At 72.4% G+C, this 18670-nt stretch carries 17 protein-coding genes; 5 read left to right on the top strand and 12 right to left on the bottom strand.

What is annotated here, in order from left to right:
* The first annotated feature begins 44 nt into the window (after window positions 1–44).
* From acs to ACGFMP_RS04770, 4 genes are all read left to right on the top strand, one after another.
* Window positions 45–2003, top strand: coding sequence for an acetate--CoA ligase (acs, locus tag ACGFMP_RS04785; RefSeq protein WP_393670243.1), 1959 nt, complete (start codon window positions 45–47; stop codon window positions 2001–2003).
* Between the two features lie 295 nt (window positions 2004–2298).
* Entirely contained in the window at window positions 2299–3690 is a 1392-nt protein-coding gene (gene nhaA, locus ACGFMP_RS04780) for a Na+/H+ antiporter NhaA (RefSeq protein WP_393670242.1), read from the top strand.
* A gap of 92 nt (window positions 3691–3782) precedes the next feature.
* The gene (locus ACGFMP_RS04775) at window positions 3783–4289 is read left to right on the top strand and encodes a phage holin family protein (RefSeq protein WP_393670241.1); all 507 of its coding nucleotides are present in this window, start codon (window positions 3783–3785) and stop codon (window positions 4287–4289) included.
* 13 nt (window positions 4290–4302) lie between these two features.
* Window positions 4303–5259, top strand: a complete 957-nt coding sequence (locus ACGFMP_RS04770) for an alpha/beta fold hydrolase (RefSeq protein ID WP_393670240.1) — start codon at window positions 4303–4305, stop codon at window positions 5257–5259.
* Window positions 5260–5652: 393 nt separating this feature from the next.
* On the opposite strand, the gene ACGFMP_RS04765 is transcribed toward ACGFMP_RS04770, so the two are convergent.
* From ACGFMP_RS04765 to nth, 3 genes are all read right to left on the bottom strand, one after another.
* Window positions 5653–6852 carry a MarP family serine protease gene (locus tag ACGFMP_RS04765; RefSeq protein ID WP_393670239.1) on the bottom strand — a complete coding sequence of 400 codons (1200 nt, stop codon included), beginning with the start codon at window positions 6850–6852 and terminating at the stop codon, window positions 5653–5655.
* Between the two features lie 144 nt (window positions 6853–6996).
* Window positions 6997–7716, bottom strand: coding sequence for an NUDIX hydrolase (locus tag ACGFMP_RS04760; protein WP_393670237.1), 720 nt, complete (start codon window positions 7714–7716; stop codon window positions 6997–6999).
* Entirely contained in the window at window positions 7713–8546 is an 834-nt protein-coding gene (gene nth / locus ACGFMP_RS04755) for an endonuclease III (protein ID WP_393670236.1), read from the bottom strand. The genes ACGFMP_RS04760 and nth overlap by 4 nt, the downstream gene beginning before the upstream one ends.
* A gap of 263 nt (window positions 8547–8809) precedes the next feature.
* On the opposite strand from nth, the gene ACGFMP_RS04750 reads away from it, so the two are divergent.
* On the top strand, window positions 8810–9484 hold the full coding sequence (locus ACGFMP_RS04750) for a Crp/Fnr family transcriptional regulator (protein WP_033174884.1): 675 nt from the start codon (window positions 8810–8812) through the stop codon (window positions 9482–9484).
* Window positions 9485–9737: 253 nt separating this feature from the next.
* On the opposite strand, the gene ACGFMP_RS04745 is transcribed toward ACGFMP_RS04750, so the two are convergent.
* The 9 genes from ACGFMP_RS04745 to ACGFMP_RS04705 all read right to left on the bottom strand — a co-directional run bounded on the left by ACGFMP_RS04745 (window position 9738) and on the right by ACGFMP_RS04705 (window position 18611).
* The gene (locus tag ACGFMP_RS04745; protein ID WP_393670235.1) at window positions 9738–10649 is read right to left on the bottom strand and encodes an alpha/beta hydrolase; all 912 of its coding nucleotides are present in this window, start codon (window positions 10647–10649) and stop codon (window positions 9738–9740) included.
* A 3-nt stretch (window positions 10650–10652) separates the two neighbouring features.
* Window positions 10653–11909: a kynureninase gene (kynU, locus tag ACGFMP_RS04740; RefSeq protein ID WP_393670234.1), complete on the bottom strand. Its 1257-nt coding sequence runs from the start codon at window positions 11907–11909 to the stop codon at window positions 10653–10655.
* Between the two features lie 19 nt (window positions 11910–11928).
* Window positions 11929–12765, bottom strand: coding sequence for a tryptophan 2,3-dioxygenase family protein (locus ACGFMP_RS04735; RefSeq protein WP_393670233.1), 837 nt, complete (start codon window positions 12763–12765; stop codon window positions 11929–11931).
* A 179-nt stretch (window positions 12766–12944) separates the two neighbouring features.
* Entirely contained in the window at window positions 12945–13832 is an 888-nt protein-coding gene (locus ACGFMP_RS04730; protein ID WP_393670232.1) for a DUF3152 domain-containing protein, read from the bottom strand.
* 385 nt (window positions 13833–14217) lie between these two features.
* On the bottom strand, window positions 14218–14631 hold the full coding sequence (locus ACGFMP_RS04725) for a DUF3151 domain-containing protein (protein ID WP_393670231.1): 414 nt from the start codon (window positions 14629–14631) through the stop codon (window positions 14218–14220).
* 97 nt (window positions 14632–14728) lie between these two features.
* Window positions 14729–15751 carry a class II fructose-bisphosphate aldolase gene (fbaA, locus tag ACGFMP_RS04720; RefSeq protein WP_393670229.1) on the bottom strand — a complete coding sequence of 341 codons (1023 nt, stop codon included), beginning with the start codon at window positions 15749–15751 and terminating at the stop codon, window positions 14729–14731.
* A 237-nt stretch (window positions 15752–15988) separates the two neighbouring features.
* Window positions 15989–16531, bottom strand: coding sequence for an orotate phosphoribosyltransferase (gene pyrE / locus ACGFMP_RS04715; RefSeq protein ID WP_393670228.1), 543 nt, complete (start codon window positions 16529–16531; stop codon window positions 15989–15991).
* Window positions 16532–16681: 150 nt separating this feature from the next.
* Complete coding sequence (locus ACGFMP_RS04710; RefSeq protein WP_393670227.1) at window positions 16682–17485, bottom strand: aldose 1-epimerase; 804 nt, start codon at window positions 17483–17485, stop codon at window positions 16682–16684.
* A 67-nt stretch (window positions 17486–17552) separates the two neighbouring features.
* Entirely contained in the window at window positions 17553–18611 is a 1059-nt protein-coding gene (locus tag ACGFMP_RS04705; protein WP_393670226.1) for a carbon monoxide dehydrogenase, read from the bottom strand.
* Window positions 18612–18670: the final 59 nt, after the last annotated feature.

The following is an 18670-nucleotide window of genomic DNA, read 5'->3' as shown; positions in this document are numbered from 1 at the left end:
GAGGTAGTGCTGGGACATCTGGGACACCCTGACAAGGAGCTGGCGTGAGCAGCAACGAGAGCCTGGCCAACCTGCTGAAGGAGGAGCGGCGGTTCGAGCCTCCGGCAGGGCTGGCCGCCGCGGCCAATGTCACCGCGGCGGCGTACGAGCAGGCCGCGGCCGACCGGCTGGGCTTCTGGGCCGAGCAGGCCCGGCGGCTGACCTGGGCGACCGAGCCGACCCAGACGCTGGACTGGTCGAACCCGCCGTTCGCGAAGTGGTTCGCCGACGGCGAGCTGAACGTCGCGTACAACTGCGTCGACCGCCACGTCGAGGCCGGCCACGGCGACCGTATCGCCCTGCACTTCGAAGGCGAGCCCGGAGACACGCGGGCGATAAGCTACGCCGAGCTCAAGGACGAGGTCTGCCGCGCGGCCAACGCGCTGACCGAACTCGGTGTCGGCAAGGGCGACCGGGTCGCGGTCTACCTGCCGATGATCCCCGAAGCGGTCGTCGCGATGCTCGCCTGCGCCCGTATCGGCGCCGCCCACTCGGTGGTCTTCGGCGGCTTCTCCGCCGACGCCGTCGCCTCCCGCATCGACGACGCCGACGCGAAACTCGTCATCACCGCCGACGGCGGCTACCGCCGCGGCAAGCCCTCCGCGCTCAAGCCCGCGATCGACGACGCGGTCGCCCGCACCCCGCAGGTCGAACACGTCCTGGTCGTACGCCGCACGGGTCAGGACGTGGCATGGACCCAGGGCCGCGACGTGTGGTGGCACGAGATCACCGAGCGCCAGAGCGCCGAGCACACCGCGCAGCCCTTCGACGCCGAGCACCCGCTGTTCATCCTCTACACCTCGGGCACCACCGGGAAGCCCAAGGGCATCCTGCACACCTCCGGCGGCTACCTGACGCAGACCAGCTACACCCACCACGCGGTGTTCGACCTCAAGCCCGAGTCGGACGTCTACTGGTGCACCGCCGACATCGGCTGGGTCACCGGCCACTCCTACATCGTCTACGGGCCGCTGGCCAACGGCGCCACCCAGGTCATCTACGAGGGCACCCCCGACACCCCCCACCAGGGCAGGTTCTGGGAGATCGTCCAGAAGTACGGCGTCACGATCCTCTACACCGCGCCCACCGCGATCCGCACGTTCATGAAGTGGGGCGACGACATCCCCGCGAAGTTCGACCTGTCCAGCCTGCGGGTGCTGGGCAGTGTCGGCGAGCCGATCAACCCCGAGGCGTGGATCTGGTATCGCGAGCACATCGGCGCGGGCAGCACCCCGGTGGTGGACACCTGGTGGCAGACCGAGACCGGCGCCATGATGATCAGCCCGCTGCCCGGCGTCACCGCGACCAAGCCCGGCTCCGCGCAGACCCCGCTGCCCGGCATCGCCGCCACCGTCGTCGACGACGAGGCCAACGAAGTCCCCGACGGCTCCGGCGGCTACCTCGTCCTGACCGAGCCCTGGCCCTCGATGCTCCGCACCATCTGGGGCGACGACCAGCGCTACATCGACACCTACTGGTCCCGCTTCCCGGGCCGCTACTTCGCCGGCGACGGCGCCAAGAAGGACGACGACGGCGACATCTGGCTCCTCGGCCGCGTCGACGACGTCATGCTCGTCTCCGGCCACAACATCTCCACCACCGAGGTGGAATCCGCACTGGTCTCCCACCCCAAGGTCGCCGAGTCCGCCGTCGTCGGCGCCACCGACGCCACCACGGGACAGGCCATCGTCGCCTTCGTCATCCTGCGCGGCACCGCCCAGGACAGCGCCGACCTGGTGGCGACCCTGCGCGACCACGTCGCCAAAACCCTCGGCCCGATCGCCAAGCCCAAGCGCATCCTCATCGTCTCGGAGCTCCCCAAGACCCGCTCCGGCAAGATCATGCGCCGCCTGCTCCGCGACGTCGCGGAAAACCGCGAACTCGGCGACGTCACCACCCTCACCGACTCCTCCGTGATGGACCTCATCCAAACCCGCCTGCCGAGCGCGGCCAGCGAGGACTGACCTGCCGGCACGACCCGTAGGCACCACGGGAGGTGCCCCGCCACCCGGCGGGGTACCTCTCGTCCGTCGAGGCTCCCGAAACCGTCCGGGCCCGTCGCCCCGCCGGGCCCTCTCCCCGCCGCTCTCGTCCATACGGGTGCGCGTCCTTCCGGGCCGAAACCCACCCTTTCGGGTTAAGCTGACGACACGTCGCGACAGGATCGCGACAAGACTTATGGGCGCGCCGGGAAGTCTGGTCGGCACACAGGACACCTGTGTCCACAGCCGGTCCACGACTCCCCAGGAGGTCGCCCCCGTGTCCGAGACGAGGCGCCGCCGCACCGCCGTCCTACTGGGCCGGCTGTCCCTCCCCGAGCGGAATTACGTCGCCGACGCCCTGCGCACCGAGACGGTTGGCGGCGTACTGCTCCTGCTGGCGGCCGTGGCGTCCCTCATCTGGGCGAACACGCTGCACCACAGCTACGAGGCGGCCAGCGACTTCCACTTCGGCCCGTCCGTGCTCGGCCTGCACCTGTCCCTTGCACACTGGGCCGCGGACGGCCTGCTCGCCGTCTTCTTCTTCGTCGCGGGCGTCGAACTCAAACGCGAGCTGGTCGCGGGTGAGCTGCGCACCCCGTCCGCCGCGGCGCTCCCGGTCATCGCCGCGCTCTGCGGAATGGCGGTGCCCGCCCTGGTCTACACGCTGGTGAACGGCGCGAGCGGCGGCTCGCTCAGGGGCTGGGCCGTCCCCACGGCCACCGACATCGCCTTCGCCCTTGCGGTGCTCGCCGTCATCGGCACCGCCCTGCCCGCCGCCCTGCGCGCGTTCCTGCTCACCCTGGCCGTCGTCGACGACCTCTTCGCGATCCTGATCATCGCGGTCTTCTTCACCTCGACCATCGACTTCGTGGCCCTGATCGGCGCCGCCGCCTGCCTGGTGCTCTTCTGGTTGCTGCTCCGTGCGGGGGTACACGGGTGGTATGTCTACGTCCCCCTCGCCCTGGTCACCTGGGCGCTGATGCTCAACAGCGGTGTGCATGCCACCATCGCCGGCGTGGCCATGGGGCTGATGCTGCGCTGCACCACCCGTGCGGGTGAGCGCCAGTCGCCGGGCGAGCGCATCGAGCACCTGGTGCGTCCGCTGTCAGCCGGTCTGGCCGTGCCGCTGTTCGCGCTGTTCAGCGCGGGTGTGACGGTGTCGGGGCACGCGCTGGGGGACGTCTTCGGCAAGCCCGAGACGCTGGGGGTCGTCGCCGGTCTCGTCGTCGGCAAGACCGTCGGCGTCTTCGGCGGCACCTGGTTCGCGGCCCGCTTCACCCGCGCCGAGCTCAACCCGGACCTGAAGTGGCCCGACGTCTTCGCCGTCTCCACCCTGGCCGGCATCGGCTTCACCGTCTCCCTGCTGATCGGCGAACTCGCCTTCGACGACGACCCGCTGCTCACCGACGAGGTCAAGGCCGCCGTCCTGGTCGGCTCCGTCATCGCCGCGGTGCTGGCCGCGACCCTGCTCAAGCTGCGCAACAACACCTACCGCCGGCTGTACGACAACGAGGAGCGCGACGAGGACGGGGACGGCATCCCCGACATCTACGAGGAGGACGAGCCCGCCTACCACCTGCGGATGGCCGAGATCCTGGAACGCAAGGCCGCGGAACACCGCAGGCTCGCCCAACTGGCCCGCCGCAACGGCGGACCTGACAACATCTGAGGCATGATCGGTTCAGCGAGCGGTCGGAGCTCCGGCGTCAGGCCGGGTCCCGCACCGCCCCCGCAGAGGACGACGGAATCACGGAGGACGCGATGAGCGCAGCCCACAACGGTGACAGTCGCAGCATCGGGCAGCTGTTCGCCGCCGCCACGGCGGAGATGAGCGCCCTGGTGCACGACGAGATCGCCCTCGCCAAGGCGGAGCTGCGGCAGGACGCCAAGCGGGCGGCTTTCGGCAGCGGCGCGATCGTCGGCGCACTGGCCCTGGCGGTCTTTGCCGTGCCGATGCTCAGCTTCGCCGCCGCCTACGGCATCCAGGCGCTCGGGCTGACCCTGGGGTGGTCGTTCCTGATCGTGGGCGGCGCGTACATCGTCATCGCTCTGCTGCTCGCCGCGTTCGCCTACGGGCGGTTCAAGAAGGTGAAGAAGCCGGAGCGTTCGATCGCGTCGGCCAAGGAGACCGCGGCGGTGCTCCAGAAGGCCAAGCCGCACCCGCGCGAGTTGCCCGACAGCACGGTGCACGCGCTGCGCAGTGGAGCCACGGAGTCCTCGCACGCCCTGCCCTCCGCCACCGCAGCCCCGGTGGACGCCAAGATGTGACACGCTCTGGTGCATGACTCTCGCCGACGGATCGGGAAACCCGTGGAAGAACGGCGGGTCGAGCGCGTCGGTGGCCCGCCCCGACGGCCCCTGGACCCACCGTGACGTGGCGGCCAACGGCGCCCGTTTCCACATCGCCGAGGTCGGCGACGGACCGCTGGTGCTGTTCCTGCACGGCTTCCCGCAGTTCTGGTGGACCTGGCGGCACCAGCTCACCGCGCTGGCCGACGCCGGTTTCCGTGCGGTGGCGATGGACCTGCGCGGTGTCGGCGGCAGCGACCGCACGCCGCGAGGCTACGACGCGGGCAATCTCGCCCTCGACGTGACCGGGGTGATCCGCTCCCTCGGTGAGCCCGACGCCGCGCTCGTCGGCCACGACCTGGGCGGATATCTGGCGTGGACGGCCGCCGCGATGCGGCCCAAACTGGTCCGCAGGCTCGCGGTCTGCTCGATGCCGCACCCGCGCCGCTGGCGCAGCGCGATGCTGACCGATCTGCGGCAGAGCCGCTCGGGGGCCTACATCTGGGGCTTCCAGCGGCCGTGGCTGCCGGAACGCCAGCTGGTGGCGGACGACGCGGCGCTGGTGGGGAAGCTGATCCAGGACTGGTCCGGGCCCTCGCTGCCTGACGAGGAGGCGATCGACGTCTACCGGCGGGCCATGCAGATCCCGTCCACGGCGCACTGCGCGGTGGAGCCCTACCGCTGGATGGTGCGCTCGATGGCCCGCCCGGACGGCATCCAGTTCAACCGGAGGATGAAGCGGCCGGTCAGGGTGCCGACGCTGCATCTGCACGGCTCGCTCGACCCGGCGATCAGGACAGGCAGCGCGGCCGGCAGCGGCGAGTACGTCGAGGCGCCCTACCGCTGGCGGCTCTTCGACGGCCTCGGCCACTTCCCGCACGAGGAGGACCCGGCCGCCTTCTCCGCCGAGCTGATCAACTGGCTCAAGGACCCCGAGCCGGACCGCTGACCACCGGCTGCCTGCCTCGGGCCCGCCGGCCGCTCCGGGCTCGGCCCCGGCCGGGCCCCGGCCGGACTTTGGTCGGGACGATCCCGACCCACCGGTACGACAAGCCCATCATCGTTAAAATGCCGGGCGCATACGCCAACAGGACCACCAAATGGCGATTACCGACCAAGAGGCGCGGGCACGTAGCTCGGTATGGGTTGGACGCACGACTACCGTGATGTGTCACGCAATCGCAGAAGCACCCCCGCCGCCGGCACTTCGGCGCCCATGGACCTCTTCCCGCCGGGCGAGGCCCGGCTGGGCATTCCGCGGATCCTCAGGCGCCGGGCCAGGTGGGTCGGCGCCCGGCTCCGCCATCCGCGCGACTGACGCACCTCGCCCGGCGCGGCACGGTCACAGCGCGCAGTCCTGGGTGTCGACCTGCCGGTCCGCGGTCAGACCGGCGGCCGCGTCGGGTGCGATCTCGTCCGCGGTGAGCGCGTAACCGGTGTTGGAGTCGTCGAGCGACTTGGCGAAGACCACCCCGGCGACCCGCCCGTCCGCGGTGAGCAGCGGCCCGCCGGAGTTGCCCTGCCGGACCGTCGCGTAGAGCGAGTAGACGTCGCGGTGGACGGTGCCGCGGTGGTAGATGTCGGGACCGTTGGCCTGGATACGGTCCCGGACGCGGGCGGCGCGGACGTCGAACGCGCCGTTCTCCGGGAAACCGGCCACGATCGCGTCGTCGCGGCTGTGCTCGTCGGTGGTGGCGAAGTGCAGCTGCGGCGCGTCCAGTCCTGGCACGTCCAGCACCGCGATGTCGCGCTGCCAGTCGTAGAGCACCACCCGGGCGTCGTGCAGTTTCCCCTTGCCGCCGACCTGCACGGTCGGCTCCGAGACCCCGCCCACCACGTGCGCGTTCGTCATGACCCGGTCCTTGGCGAAGACGAAGCCCGAGCCTTCGAGCACCTTCCCGCAGCCGGGGGCGGTGCCGACCACCTTCACGATGCTCCGGCGGGCGTTCGTGACGACGGGGCTGTCGACCAGCGCGGGGTCCGGGGCCGGCACCGAGGTGATCGGCTCGGAGCCGAAGGTGCCGAAGACCTGCGGCAGGCCGTTCTGCGCCAGGGTCGAGCTGAAGTCGGTGAACCATGTGTCGGCCTCCGGCGGGACCACCCGGGACACCCCGAGCAGCACCTTCGACGACCGGACCTCGCGGCCTATCGTCGGCAGCGCCGTGGTGGCCAGGGCGCTGCCGATCAGCCACGCGACCATCAGCATCGCCAGCACATTGACCAGCGCCCCGCCGCTCGCGTCGATCGCGCGGGCCGGCGACCAGGTGATCTTCGTGCGGACCTTGTTGCCCAGGTGGGTGGTGAAGGCCTGCCCCACCGACGCGCACACGATGACGATCGCCACCGCCGTCACCACGGCCACAGAACCGGGCGTCGCGTCGCCGGTCGCCTTGTCCCACAGCAGCGGCAGCAGGTAGATCGCGATGAGCCCGCCGCCGAGGAAGCCGATCACCGACATGACGCCGACGACGAAGCCCTGCCGGTAGCCGATCACGGCGAACCAGGCGGCGGCGAGGATGAGCAGGAAGTCCAGCGCGTTCACGGGGAACACGGTCTCACGGCGACCTGAGCGCGCGGGACCGTACGGCCTTCACATCCCCCTGCGGTGCCGGTCGTCACACCGCCCCCACCCCGGCAGGACCACATGGACCGCACGGACCGTACGGCCCTGATCGTCACGACGGCCCTATCCGAGCGGGATCGTGCGGTCCTGGTCCCAGGGCAGCTCCCAGCCGGCGTAGTGCAGGATCTTGTCGATCAGGCCGGCGGTGAAGCCCCAGACCAGCGCGTCCTTGACCAGGAACGCCGGGCCGAGGAAGCCGCTGGGGTGGGTGAGGGTGGCGCGGTTCGCCGGGTCGGTGAGGTCGCTGAGCGGGACCCGGAAGACCCGGGCGGTCTCGGCAGGGTCGACCACGGCGACCGGGCTCGGCACCCGCCACCAGCCCAGCACCGGCGTCACCACGAAGCCGCTGACCGGAATGTAGAGCCGGGGCAGCACGCCGAAGACCTGCACTCCCGCAGGGTCGAGGCCGGTCTCCTCGCGGGCCTCGCGCAGCGCGGCCCGCAGCGGCCCGTCACCCTCCGGGTCGCCGTCCTCCGGGTCCAGCGCGCCGCCGGGGAAGGAGGCCTGCCCGGCGTGCGAGCGCAGGGCGGCGGAGCGCTCGATGAGCAGCAGGTCCGGCCCCGAGGCCGCCCCCGCACCGGATGCCGCACCGGACGCCGCGCCGTCGCCGTCGCCGAAGAGGATGAGCACCGCGGACTGGCGTCCCCCCGTCGGTGGCGGCAGAAAGCGGCTCAGCTGCTCGGGGCTCACCGCCTCTGCGGCGTCCGCGACCGTGTCGAGCCAGCCGGGCAGCCCCTCCCGGCTGACCGCCACATCCGCCCCCGTCCCCCGTGCCTGGGTCATGAGCCCGCCAGCGGGGGCGCGGGCTGCCCCGGGTAGTCCGGCGGCGGCTTCAACCGCTGGCCGGGGGCGCCGCCCTTCTCGTACTTGAGCAGCTTCTTCGCCTTCTCCGGGTCCATCTCGCCCTCGCCGTACGACGGGCACAGGGGTGCGATGGGGCAGGCGCCGCACGCGGGCTTGCGGGCGTGGCAGATCCGGCGGCCGTGGAAGACGACGCGGTGCGAGAGCATCGTCCAGTCCGACTTCGGGAAGAGCCCCGCGACGTCCTGCTCGACCTTCTCCGGGTCCTGGGACGTGGTCCAGCCGAAGCGGCGCGACAGCCGCCCGAAGTGGGTGTCCACGGTGATCCCGGGCACGCCGAACGCGTTTCCCAGCACCACGTTGGCGGTCTTGCGGCCGACACCCGGCAGCTTGACCAGGTCCTCGAGACGGCCGGGCACCTCGCCGCCGAAGTCGTCGCGAAGCGCGAGTGACAGCCCGAGCACCGCGCGCGCCTTGGCCCGGAAGAATCCGGTGGGCCGCAGGATCTCCTCCAGCTCCGCCGGGTCGGCCGCGGCCATCGCCTCGGGCGTCGGGAACTTCGCGAACAGCGCCGGCGTCGTCTGGTTCACCCGCAGGTCGGTGGTCTGCGCGGACAGCACGGTGGCGATCAGCAGCTCGAAGGGATTCTCGAAGTCCAGCTCCGGATGGGCGTACGGATAGACCTCGGCCAGTTCGCGGTTGATCCGCCGGGCCTGCCGCACCAGCCCCGTATGCGTCTGCGCGACCTTCGCCTTCTTGACCGCGGCGCCACCGGCCGTGGCCCCGCTCGTCGCGCCAGTACTCGTCGCCATGCCGCCAGCGTACGGGCCGCCACCGACACCTGTCGGCGATCCGCGCGGCCGGTGGGGCAGGCCGCCGCGGGGGGCTGTTCGCTGACAGCTGAATCCTTGCTCGGCGCCACTCGTTCAGCCGCCGACGACACCTCGCGGGACGCCCAATCGGACCCCCGGAGCACGGATACGGCCCCGGATACGACATCCTTGTGATTGATCGCACTGTTTGAGACGTCATGCATCATGGGGACATCCCAGCGATGCCGACAAGGAGAGAGCTCGTGGACGACGTTCTGCGCCGTGCCCCGCTTTTCGCGGCGCTCGACGACGAGCAGGCCGCTGAACTGCGTGCCTCCATGACCGAGGTCACGCTCGCGCGTGGCGACTCGCTGTTCCACGAGGGCGACCCCGGGGACCGGCTGTACGTCGTCACCGAAGGCAAGGTGAAGCTGCACCGCACCTCGCCCGACGGCCGGGAGAACATGCTGGCCGTGGTCGGACCCGGTGAGCTGATCGGCGAGCTGTCGCTCTTCGACCCCGGGCCGCGGACCGCCACCGCCACCGCGCTGACCGAGCTCAAGCTGCTCGGACTCGGCCACGGCGACCTCCAGCCCTGGCTGAACGTACGGCCCGAGGTCTCCACCGCGCTGCTGCGCGCCGTCGCGCGCCGGCTGCGGCGCACCAACGACGTCATGTCCGACCTGGTCTTCTCCGACGTACCCGGGCGGGTCGCCAAGGCCCTGCTCGACCTCTCCCGGCGCTTCGGCGTCCAGTCGGAAGAGGGCATCCACGTCGTCCACGACCTCACGCAGGAGGAGCTGGCCCAGCTGGTCGGCGCGTCCCGCGAGACCGTGAACAAGGCTCTCGCCGACTTCGCGGGTCGCGGCTGGCTCCGGCTGGAAGCACGTGCCGTGATCCTGCTCGACGTCGAGCGGCTGGCCAAGCGCAGCCGCTGACGCCTTTCCGCGGTCCGCCGATCCCCGGGGCCCCGCGCCCCGGGTTCCGCGGCCGGTCCCCGCACCCCGGGTTCCGCGGCCGCGCCCTGGGAGCCGGCGCCTGAACCCGGAGCCGGGCGCCTGGACCTTGTGGCCGGGGCTGCCCCGGGGCTGCTTCACCCTCCGCGCCGGTCGCGGGCCGGGACGCGGTGCTGCCGCCCGTGGAGGCCGCGCAACCGCCAGCGGGAGCGCGAGCGGCCCGGGCGCCGGCCTCCTACCAGGCGAGCTGGTCGATCTCGTCCGCGACGGCCGACGCCGCCGGGCTCGACGGGTCGATCAGCGGGAAGTGCCCGGTACCGGGCAGCCACGCGGTGACCACCTCTTCTCCCGCTGCCGCCGCCGCGCGGGCAAACGCCCGGCTGACCTGCGGCGGAACCTCACTGTCAGTGGTGCCGTGCACGATGGTGGCAGGGATTCCGGTGGGGAGCAGCGCGGCGGGGTCGGCGTGCGGGAGCCGGGTTGCGAGGTGGTCGGTGCCGCCGAGCAGCTCGACCACCGCGTCCGAGCAGACGTGCAGCCGCATCGCAGCGGTGAAGTCGGCTATGGGGGCGAGCGCCACCACGCCGCGCAACGGGGGAGGTGACGGGCGGTACCAGGGCGACTCGGGGGGCAGGACGTGCCGTGCGGCGGCCCACAGCGCGAGATGACCACCCGCGCTGTGGCCGGCGAGCACGATCCGCCGTGGATCGACCACGTCCGCGCCCAGCGCCCGCACGGCCAGTGCGGGCAGCGCGTCGGCGGCGGCCGCCACGTCGTCGAAGGTGTCGGGCCACCGGCCGGCCACCGGGCGCTCAGCGCCCTCCGCGGGAGCCTGCGGCAGCGCGCCCCTGCGGTATTCCACCGACGCCACCGCGAAGCCCCGCCCGGCCAGGTAGCCCGCCAGCGGGGACAGGTGGACGCGGTCGTAGCGGGCTCGCCAGGCGCCGCCGTGCAGCAGCGCCACCAGCGGGGCGGGCCGGGTACCGCCCCCGCGCGGGGAGCGGGGGCGGTAGAAGTCGATCAGCTGGTCCGGCCGGCCGCCGTAGGCGGCGGTGGCGTCCGCCGGCACCGGCGCGTGCCGGAAGGCCGACGCCTCCTCCGCCTCGTCCTGGGAGACGGGCGGGGGCACGGTGGAGTCGGCAGCCATCTGTCAGGCGGTCCCTTCGATCACGTCGGCCAGTACGCGCGCGGCGCGCAGCGCGTCGGCGTAGCGGGTGTAGAGCGGGGTGAAGCCGAAGCGCAGCAGGTCGGGCTGCCGGAAGTCGCCGACGACACCGCGTGCGATCAGCTCGCGCATCACCTCGCCGGCCCCCGCGCAGCGCAGCGACACCTGGCTGCCGCGCTCGGCGTGCGCGGCGGGCGTGACGGACCCGGCCTTGCCGGCCGGCAGCAGTGCGGCGGTGCAGTCCAGGAAGAAGTCGGTGAGCGCGAGGCTCTTGGCCCGCACCCCCGCCGTCGTCACCCCGTCCCAGACGTCGAGCGCGGCGTCCAGGGCGAGCAGCGACAGGATCTCGGGGGTGCCCACCCGGCCGCGCGGTGCGCCCTGCGCGGGCTCGTAGCCGGGGGCCATGCCGAAGGGGTCGGCGTGCGAGTTCCAGCCTGGCAGCGGCGAGTCGAAGCGCGGCTGGAGCTCGCGGCGGACGTAGAGGTAGGCGGGCGACCCGGGCCCGCCGTTGAGGTATTTGTAGGTGCAGCCGACCGCCAGGTCGACGCCGTCCGCGTCAAGCGCCACGGGCAGCGCCCCCGCGCTGTGGCACAGGTCCCAGACGGCGAGCGCGCCCGCCGCGTGCAGGGCCGCGGTGGTCCCGGCCATGTCGTACAGCCGCCCGGTGCGGTAGTCGACGTGGTTGACCAGGGCGGCCGCTGTCAGGTCGCCTGCCGCGGCGCCGATCTCCGCTGCGGGCACGGGCCGTACGGTGTGGCCGGTGAGGCGGGCGGCGGCGGACGCGATGTAGCCGTCGGTGGGGAAGGTCGCGGCGTCGACCAGGATCTCGGTCCGCCCGGGCGGCGCCATCCGGACGGCGGCGACCAGCGCCTTGAAGACGTTGACGCTCGTCGAGTCGCCCACCACCACCTGCCCTGGCGCGGCGCCGACCAGCGGGGCGATACGGTCCCCGATCCGCTCGGGGGCGGTCCACCAGCCGCTCTCCTCCCAGGACCTGATCCGCAGCTCGCCCCACTCGCGGGCGACGACGTCGGCCAACCGGGGCAGCACCCCTGTGGACAGCGCGCCCAGCGAATTGCCGTCGAGGTAGACGGTGGCGTCGTCGAGCACGAAGCGGTCGCGTACGGCGGCGAGCGGGTCCCCGGCGTCCAGCGCTGCGGCGCGGTCGGTCAGATCGGCAAGCGCGGCCGTGCCGACGGGTCCTGCGGTGTCGGTATCGGTGTCCGTGTCCGTGTCGGTCACGCCGGTCACCTCGGGGAGGTCAGACATGGCTGCGCGCCGTCCACAGCTCGGGGAAGACGTTCTTCGTGGCCCGTTTCTCCAGCCAGGCCACCCCCGCGGAGCCGCCGGTGCCGGTCTTCGCGCCCATCGCGCGGCGGGTCGCCACGAGGTGGTCGTTGCGCCAGCGCCACACGTATTCGGCGACGTCGGTGAGGGTCTCGCCCAGCCGGATGAGGTCGGAGTCCTGGTCGTCGGCGGCGTAGACGCGCTGCCAGGCCCTTTCGACCCCGGGGTGCGGCTCGTACCGCAGCGAGGGGTCACGGTCGAGCACGGCGGCGGGTATGTCGTAGCCGCGCCGGTCGAGGAGCCGCAGCACCTCGTCGTAGAGGCTGGGCTCGGTGAGCGCCTTCTCCAGTTCGGCGTGGGCGCTGGGCGTGCCGCGGTGCGGGACGAGCATCGACGCCGACTTGTCGCCGAGCAGGAATTCCAGCCGGCGGTACATGGCGGACTGGAAGCCGGAGCCCTCGCCGAGGGCGGACCGGTAGGCGTTGAACTGGCCGGGGGTGAGGTGCGCGATCGGCTTCCAGGAAGCGTTCAGCGACTCCAGCTCCGGCAGGCTGCGGTGCAGCGCCGCCATCGCGGTGGGCAGGTCGTCCTTGCGCAGCGCGCGGGCCGCCGTGGTCCACTCGTGGACCAGCAGGGTGAACCACAGCTCCATGACCTGGGTGGTGACCAGGAAGGCCATCTCGCCGGGTTCGTCGGACAGCGGGTGCTGAAGATGGGTGAGCACGGACGCCTGTACGTAGTCCTCGTACGGTGTGCTGCCCTCGAACGACAGGTTCGGGGTCGCCGCCTCGTCGGTCGGTGTGTCGGACATGGGTTACCTCCAGAACGGGTCGCCCGGGATCACCGGGCCACGCCGCGATCATCTGTGGTGCGGAGGAATCCGGCAAGGCCGACCCGTCGGCGGCGCGCGGCCGTGGCGTGGCACGGTCTGCGCGCGTGCCGCCGTACCGCGGCACGGGCAGACCGTGCCAGGCGGCCGAACCGCCGTGGTCAGGGGACGCGCGGCCCGGAGATGTAGCGGCCCCGCGCGTCGTAGGGCCACTGGTTCGCGGTACAGCCCTTCAGGCCCTTGATCTGCTGCATCATCACCGGTGCCGGCCTGCCGGGGCCCGGGCAGCCCTCGTGGTGGTGGCCGATGCGGTGGCCGACCTCGTGATTGATGATCAGTGCCCGGTAGTCCTCGATGGGGCCGTCAAACTCGGGCGAGCCGAGCATCCAGCGCTTGAGGTTGACGACGACGGTGGCGCCGACGTCGCAGTTGACCTCACCACGGGTGAGCAGGCCCGCGGCGCCGCAGATGGAGTCCACGGTGTCCGGCGTCGCGATCTTGATCACGAAGTCGGCGCGGCCGGTGGAGACCAGCTGGAAGCCGTCGTGGCCGTCGGCGGTCCAGCCGCGCGGGTTGGCCAGCACGTCGGCGATCTCGTGGGCCGCGTCGGTGGCGGACAGCGTGATGCCGCCTTCGACCTCGACCTTGTAGCGGCGGATGATGCCGCGGCCTGAGGCACTGCCGCTGGCCCTGGCCGTGGTGAAGCTGCCGCTGCCGGATTTCGGCACCGACGTCGGCGACGGCGGCGCGGAGGGCGTGCGGGACGGGCTCGGCGAGGCGGTCTTCGGGGTGCGGCTGGGGGACGGCCGGGCGGACTGCTTCTCGCCGCCGACCACGGTGCCGGACACCGGCGGGGTGGTCGTGGCCGCTGCGGTGATGCCGTGGTCGAGCACCGCCGAGCCCGCGGTGTCCTGCACCTTGTGCCAGGTGGCGTAGCCCGCGGTGGCGACGACGAGGAGGACGACGCCGAGTCCCAGCGGCCCGGCTATCGCGGCACGGCTCTTCGCCCGCCGGCGCCCATGCCGGCGCCGGCTGCCCTGTGCTGCCAAAACTCCCCCTGCGGCCGCGCAGCCGGGGTCCACGGCCCCGGCCCCCGTTCCGGCCCCCCCGTGGCGTATCCGCGCTGCGTGTGGACACGCGGTCCGCGATCGGACCCGCGCGTGAACGACACGAACTACAGGGGCAACCTTCGCACACGCATACGTGGCTGCACCGCGCGCCGCCGGTCTGTGGCAGGACTGCAACATTGGCCGGGAGGGCGGAGGCGGGGGCCCGGGCGGACGACGGCGTCGAGCCGCGCGGGCCGGGACGGGGGCCGGAGACGAAGCCGGGGCGGCCGGGGACCGGCCGGGACGGCGCGCGGACACCCGGGACGGCGCGCGGACACCCGGGACGGCGCACTGTCGCCTGGGGGGCCGAGAGGCCCCCCGAGGCTCAGCTCAGGGTGTCGGCGGCGGTCGGTGAGCTGTCCCGCAGGAAGGCGGTGCAGCGCTCGTACTCGTCCTGCTCGCCGATGGCCTGGGCGGCCCGGCCGAGGGCGTGCAGGGCACGCAGGAAGCCGCGGTTCGGCTCGTGCTCGAACGGCACCGGGCCGTGGCCCTTCCAGCCGGCCCGGCGCAGCGCGTCCAGGCCGCGGTGGTAGCCGGTGCGTGCGTAGGCGTAGGACTCCACGACGCGGCCGCCCTCGAAGGCGTCGTCAGCGAGTTGCGCCCAGACCAGTGAGGACGCCGGGTACTTCGCCGCCACCTCGGCGGGGGCGGTACCGGAGGCGAGCAGTTCGCGCGGCTCCGGGTCGTCGGGCAGGTGGGTGGGGGCGGGACCCCCGAGCAGATTCTCGTGATTTGCCATGCGCCCCAGTCTGCCCCAGCCCGCGCAGGAAAGGACCCCCGGCAGTTGCCGGGGGTCCTTTCACAGGCGGTCGCCGGTGGGCCGGCTTGCGCCGGAGCTACTTGAGCTTGTTGCCCGCCGACCGCAGGTTCTCGGCGGCGACGACGACGCGGGCGGCCATGCCGGCCTCGGCCGACTTGCCCCACACGCGGGGGTCGTAGGCCTTCTTGTTGCCGACCTCGCCGTCCACCTTCAGCACACCGTCGTAGTTGCTGAACATGTGCGCGGCGACGGGGCGGGTGAAGGCGTACTGGAGGTCGGTGTCGATGTTCATCTTGACGACACCGTTCTCCAGCGCCTCGTTGATCTCCTCGACCGTGGAGCCGGAGCCGCCGTGGAAGACGAAGTCGAAGGCGTTGGCCTTGCCGTACTTCTGCGCGACCGCGTCCTGCAGCTCCTTGAGGATGGACGGGCGCAGCACCACGTTGCCGGGCTTGTAGACGCCGTGGACGTTGCCGAAGGAGGCGGCCAGCAGGTAGCGGCCCTGCTCGCCCAGGCCGACCGCCTCGACGGTGCGGAAGGCGTCGTCGACGGTGGTGTAGAGGTTGTCGTTGATCTCGTGCGAGACGCCGTCCTCCTCACCGCCGGTCGGGGTGATCTCCATCTCCAGGATGATCTTGGCCTTGGCGGCCTGCGCCAGCAGTTCCTTGGCGATGGCCAGGTTGTCGTCCAGGATCTCGGCCGAGCCGTCCCACATGTGGGACTGGAAGAGCGGGTTGCGGCCGGCGGAGACGCGCTCCTGCGAGATGGCCAGCAGCGGGCGGACGTAGCCGTCCAGCTTGTCCTTCGGGCAGTGGTCGGTGTGCAGCGCGACGGTGACCGGGTACTTCTCGGCGACGATGTGGGCGAACTCGGCAAGCGCGACCGCGCCCGTCACCATCTCCTTGCTGTACTGGCCGCCCAGGAACTCCGCGCCGCCCGTGGAGATCTGGATGATGCCGTCGCTCTCCGCCTCGGCGAGGCCGCGCAGCGCGGCATGCAGCGTCTGCGACGAGGTGACATTGATGGCCGGGTAGGCGAACTTGCCTGCCTTCGCCCGGTCGAGCATGTCGTTGTAGACCTCGGGGGTTGCGATGGGCATCGTTTCCGCTCCTCAGATTTCCGCGGGGTGGTGGTGCAGGCGTGGCGACGTCATCGTCGGCCCTATCTTCCCATTCTCGAACGGATACACCACCTCGGTGCCGAGGCAGTCTCCGGCGAGCCCGGGTGTGTTTCACGTGAAACATCCCCGGGACCGTAAAGCCGCAGGCCAGCGCGTTGTTGAGCTGACCACGCCCCCCAGGGTCGGGGTGCGTTCGCGGCCGGATGAGCCGGAAGGTCAGTCCAGGTCGAGATCGGCCAGCGAATACGCCGCGAGATACGGCAGACCCTCCTGCGTAACCTTCGGCTCCGCGCCGCGGTCCACGATCACCGCGACCGCCACGACCTCGCCGCCCGCCTCCCTGACCGCCTCGACAGCGGTGAGCGGTGAACCGCCGGTGGTCGAGGTGTCCTCCACCACCAGCACCCGGCGACCCTTGACCTCGGTGCCCTCGATACGGCGCTGCATCCCGTGCGCCTTGGCGGCCTTGCGGACCACGAAGGCGTCCAGTCGCTGCCCACGCGCGGCGGCGGCGTGAAGCATCGCCCCGGCCACCGGGTCGGCGCCGAGCGTCAACCCGCCGACCGCGTCGAATTCCAGGTCCGCCGTCAGGTCCAGCATCACCTGGCCGACCAGCGGTGCGGCCTCGCCGTCCAGCGTAATGCGGCGCAGGTCGATGTAGAAGTCGGCCTCGAGCCCCGAGGAGAGGGTCACCTTGCCGTGCACCACGGCCTTGTCCTTGATCTGCTGCAGCAGCCCACTGCGTACGTCGTCACTCATGCCCACAAGTATCCGGCCCCGCGTCCCGGCGCACACAGCGCAGGTCGCGGGGCCGGCCGATTCCGTCCGCCGTACGGAACGGGAGCGGGAGCAGCAACGGGCATAGGCAGGGGCCTACACGGGCGTACGGCACGGGCAGCAGCAGGCGGGTCAGCCGATCCGGTGCCAGGTCCAGACGGTGGAGATCTCCAGCGGGTCGATCGCAGTGACCAGGCGCGGCGCGGTGTTGAGGCCGTTCGGCGGCCCGGACTGCGGCTCGACGCACACGGCGTCGGGCTGCTCGTCGTAGATCACGGCCCACTGCGCCGGGCTGCGCACCTCGAGCCGCATCTCACCCGGCCAGGTCAGTGTCACGTCCACCCCGTCGGGCATGCCGAAGCAGTCGTCCCAGGGGCCGGGCTTGGGATCGATACGGTTGCCGTTCGGCAGGTGGTTGCTGCCGCGCTCCTCCTGCCAGGCCGCGCTGAACGCCAGCTCGACGTCCTGCCCGCCCTGCCCGAGGTTGCGCCGCCACCAGGGGTGCCAGCCGGCCTGCGCCGGGAAGGAGTCGCCGCCGACCGCCGCCTCGACGCTCATCGTCAGCGTCACCGAGTGCGGTGCGAGCTCCACGGTGTGCGTGACCCGGCCCGGGTAGGGCCACGGGTCGGCCAGGTCGTAGTAGTAGGCCGCGGTCGTACCGGTCGCGGGGGCCGCCTCCTGCCAGACGGCGTGCCGCCCGGTGCCGTGGATGGCGTGCGGGGCGGCGTCCACCGGGAGCTGGTGGGTGACGCCGCCGTTGCGGAAGACCCCGTTCTCGGTTCTTCCTGCCCACGGCACCATAAGAAAGGCGCCGAACCGGTCCCCTTGGAGCAGGAGTTCCGTTCCGGCGACCCGCAGGGAGGCGATCCGGCAGCCGTGCCCGGGCTCCAAGGTCAGTTCGGCGTCGCCCGCCGTCAGCTTCGTCTCGTTCTCCACGCGACGAGCCTAGCGGGCGAGGGCTCTGACGTTGACTTATGGTCCCGCGAGTGGGTGGTGGCGGCCGTCAGCCGCGGCGCCGGAGCACCCGGCCCACGACGACGGCCGAGGCGACCAGTGCGGCGGCCACCGGGGCCGCCCACCGCAGGGTGGCCGCTGCCGACGAGCTGTCCGGGGCGGGCACCGGCGCGTAACGTCCGCGCGGCGGGGCGTGGTCGACCTCCTCCGCGCTGCGGCCGATCATCGTGCGGCGTGCGTGTGCGGCTTCCGCGGGCGGTACGAGGTCGTCAAGGGCGGCGGCGCTCTCCGGGACCTCGACCTCGACCTCGACCAGCTCGAAGTCGTCCGGGTCGGCCGGTGTTCCGGGCTCGCCCAGGTCGTCCACGACGTCCGCCTCGGGTTCAGGCTCCGGTTCGGGCTCCGCCTCGGGTTCGTGGTCCGGTTCGGGTTCGTGGTCCGGTTCTGCGTCCGGCTCGGTGTCCGGTGCCTCACCGGCGGCCTCGCCTTCCGCGGGCCCGTCGCCGGCGTCACCCTCGCCCGTGCCGTCCGCGTCCTCCGACTCCGCCGGCACGGCCACCGGCCTACCGCCGGTCTCGGCGCCGCCGTCCGCCGCCGCAGCCGCGGGAGGCACGTCGTCAGCGGTGCCCAGGGCCGCCGGGGCGTTCACCGCCAGCTCCGCGCAGAACCGGTCGAACAGCCGCCGTACCGCTGCTTCCACGACGGCCGGCTCGTACGCCGCCAGCCGGCCCTCCGCCTCGGCCTCGCCCCGCCAGACGACCGTCACACCGGACTCGGGCCGCACCGCCGTCACGAGGCTGACCTCGGCCTTCGCGGTGACCCTGGCGCCGCCCCGCACCTCCGTGCCGACCGCCGTGACCGTGAAGCCCGGCCCCGCACCGTCGACCGTCACTGTGGCCCGGTAGGTGATCGTGGACCCGCCGATCCGCAGCCGCAGCCGCCCTACCTCGGCATCGCCGGCCGGGCGCGCCGCACCGGCGCCGCCCCCGGAGGACTCCTCGGTGTCGGGCTGCCAGCCAGGCAGGCTGGCCCGCACCACCTCCGGCGTGCGCAGCGCCCGCACCAGACGCGCGGTGGTCGTACCCGGAACGAAGGACTCATGCTCCATGCGGCGGAGCCTACCCACCAGCGCGCCCCGCTGACGTTTTGCCTGGTCCCACTTTCCGC

The sequence above is a fragment of the Streptomyces sp. NPDC049040 genome (genome assembly GCF_043197715.1).
Classification (GTDB): Bacteria; Actinomycetota; Actinomycetes; order Streptomycetales; family Streptomycetaceae; genus Actinacidiphila.
The sequence above is the reverse complement of the archived record's forward strand: the minus strand, read 5'-3'. Positions and strand labels throughout refer to the sequence as shown.

What these genes read in the sequence shown, in the direction of transcription:
- pyrE (WP_393670228.1), bottom strand. Translation starts at nt 16,531, where the DNA reads ATGAGTGACGACGTACGCAGTGGGCTGCTGCAGCAGATCAAGGACAAG.
- ACGFMP_RS04725 (WP_393670231.1), bottom strand. Translation starts at nt 14,631, where the DNA reads ATGGCAAATCACGAGAATCTGCTCGGGGGTCCCGCCCCCACCCACCTG.
- fbaA (WP_393670229.1), bottom strand. Translation starts at nt 15,751, where the DNA reads ATGCCCATCGCAACCCCCGAGGTCTACAACGACATGCTCGACCGGGCG.
- ACGFMP_RS04760 (WP_393670237.1), bottom strand. Translation starts at nt 7,716, where the DNA reads ATGACCCAGGCACGGGGGACGGGGGCGGATGTGGCGGTCAGCCGGGAG.
- ACGFMP_RS04735 (WP_393670233.1), bottom strand. Translation starts at nt 12,765, where the DNA reads ATGTCCGACACACCGACCGACGAGGCGGCGACCCCGAACCTGTCGTTC.
- ACGFMP_RS04705 (WP_393670226.1), bottom strand. Translation starts at nt 18,611, where the DNA reads ATGGAGCATGAGTCCTTCGTTCCGGGTACGACCACCGCGCGTCTGGTG.
- ACGFMP_RS04745 (WP_393670235.1), bottom strand. Translation starts at nt 10,649, where the DNA reads ATGGCTGCCGACTCCACCGTGCCCCCGCCCGTCTCCCAGGACGAGGCG.
- nth (WP_393670236.1), bottom strand. Translation starts at nt 8,546, where the DNA reads ATGGCGACGAGTACTGGCGCGACGAGCGGGGCCACGGCCGGTGGCGCC.
- ACGFMP_RS04775 (WP_393670241.1), top strand. Translation starts at nt 3,783, where the DNA reads ATGAGCGCAGCCCACAACGGTGACAGTCGCAGCATCGGGCAGCTGTTC.
- ACGFMP_RS04770 (WP_393670240.1), top strand. Translation starts at nt 4,303, where the DNA reads ATGACTCTCGCCGACGGATCGGGAAACCCGTGGAAGAACGGCGGGTCG.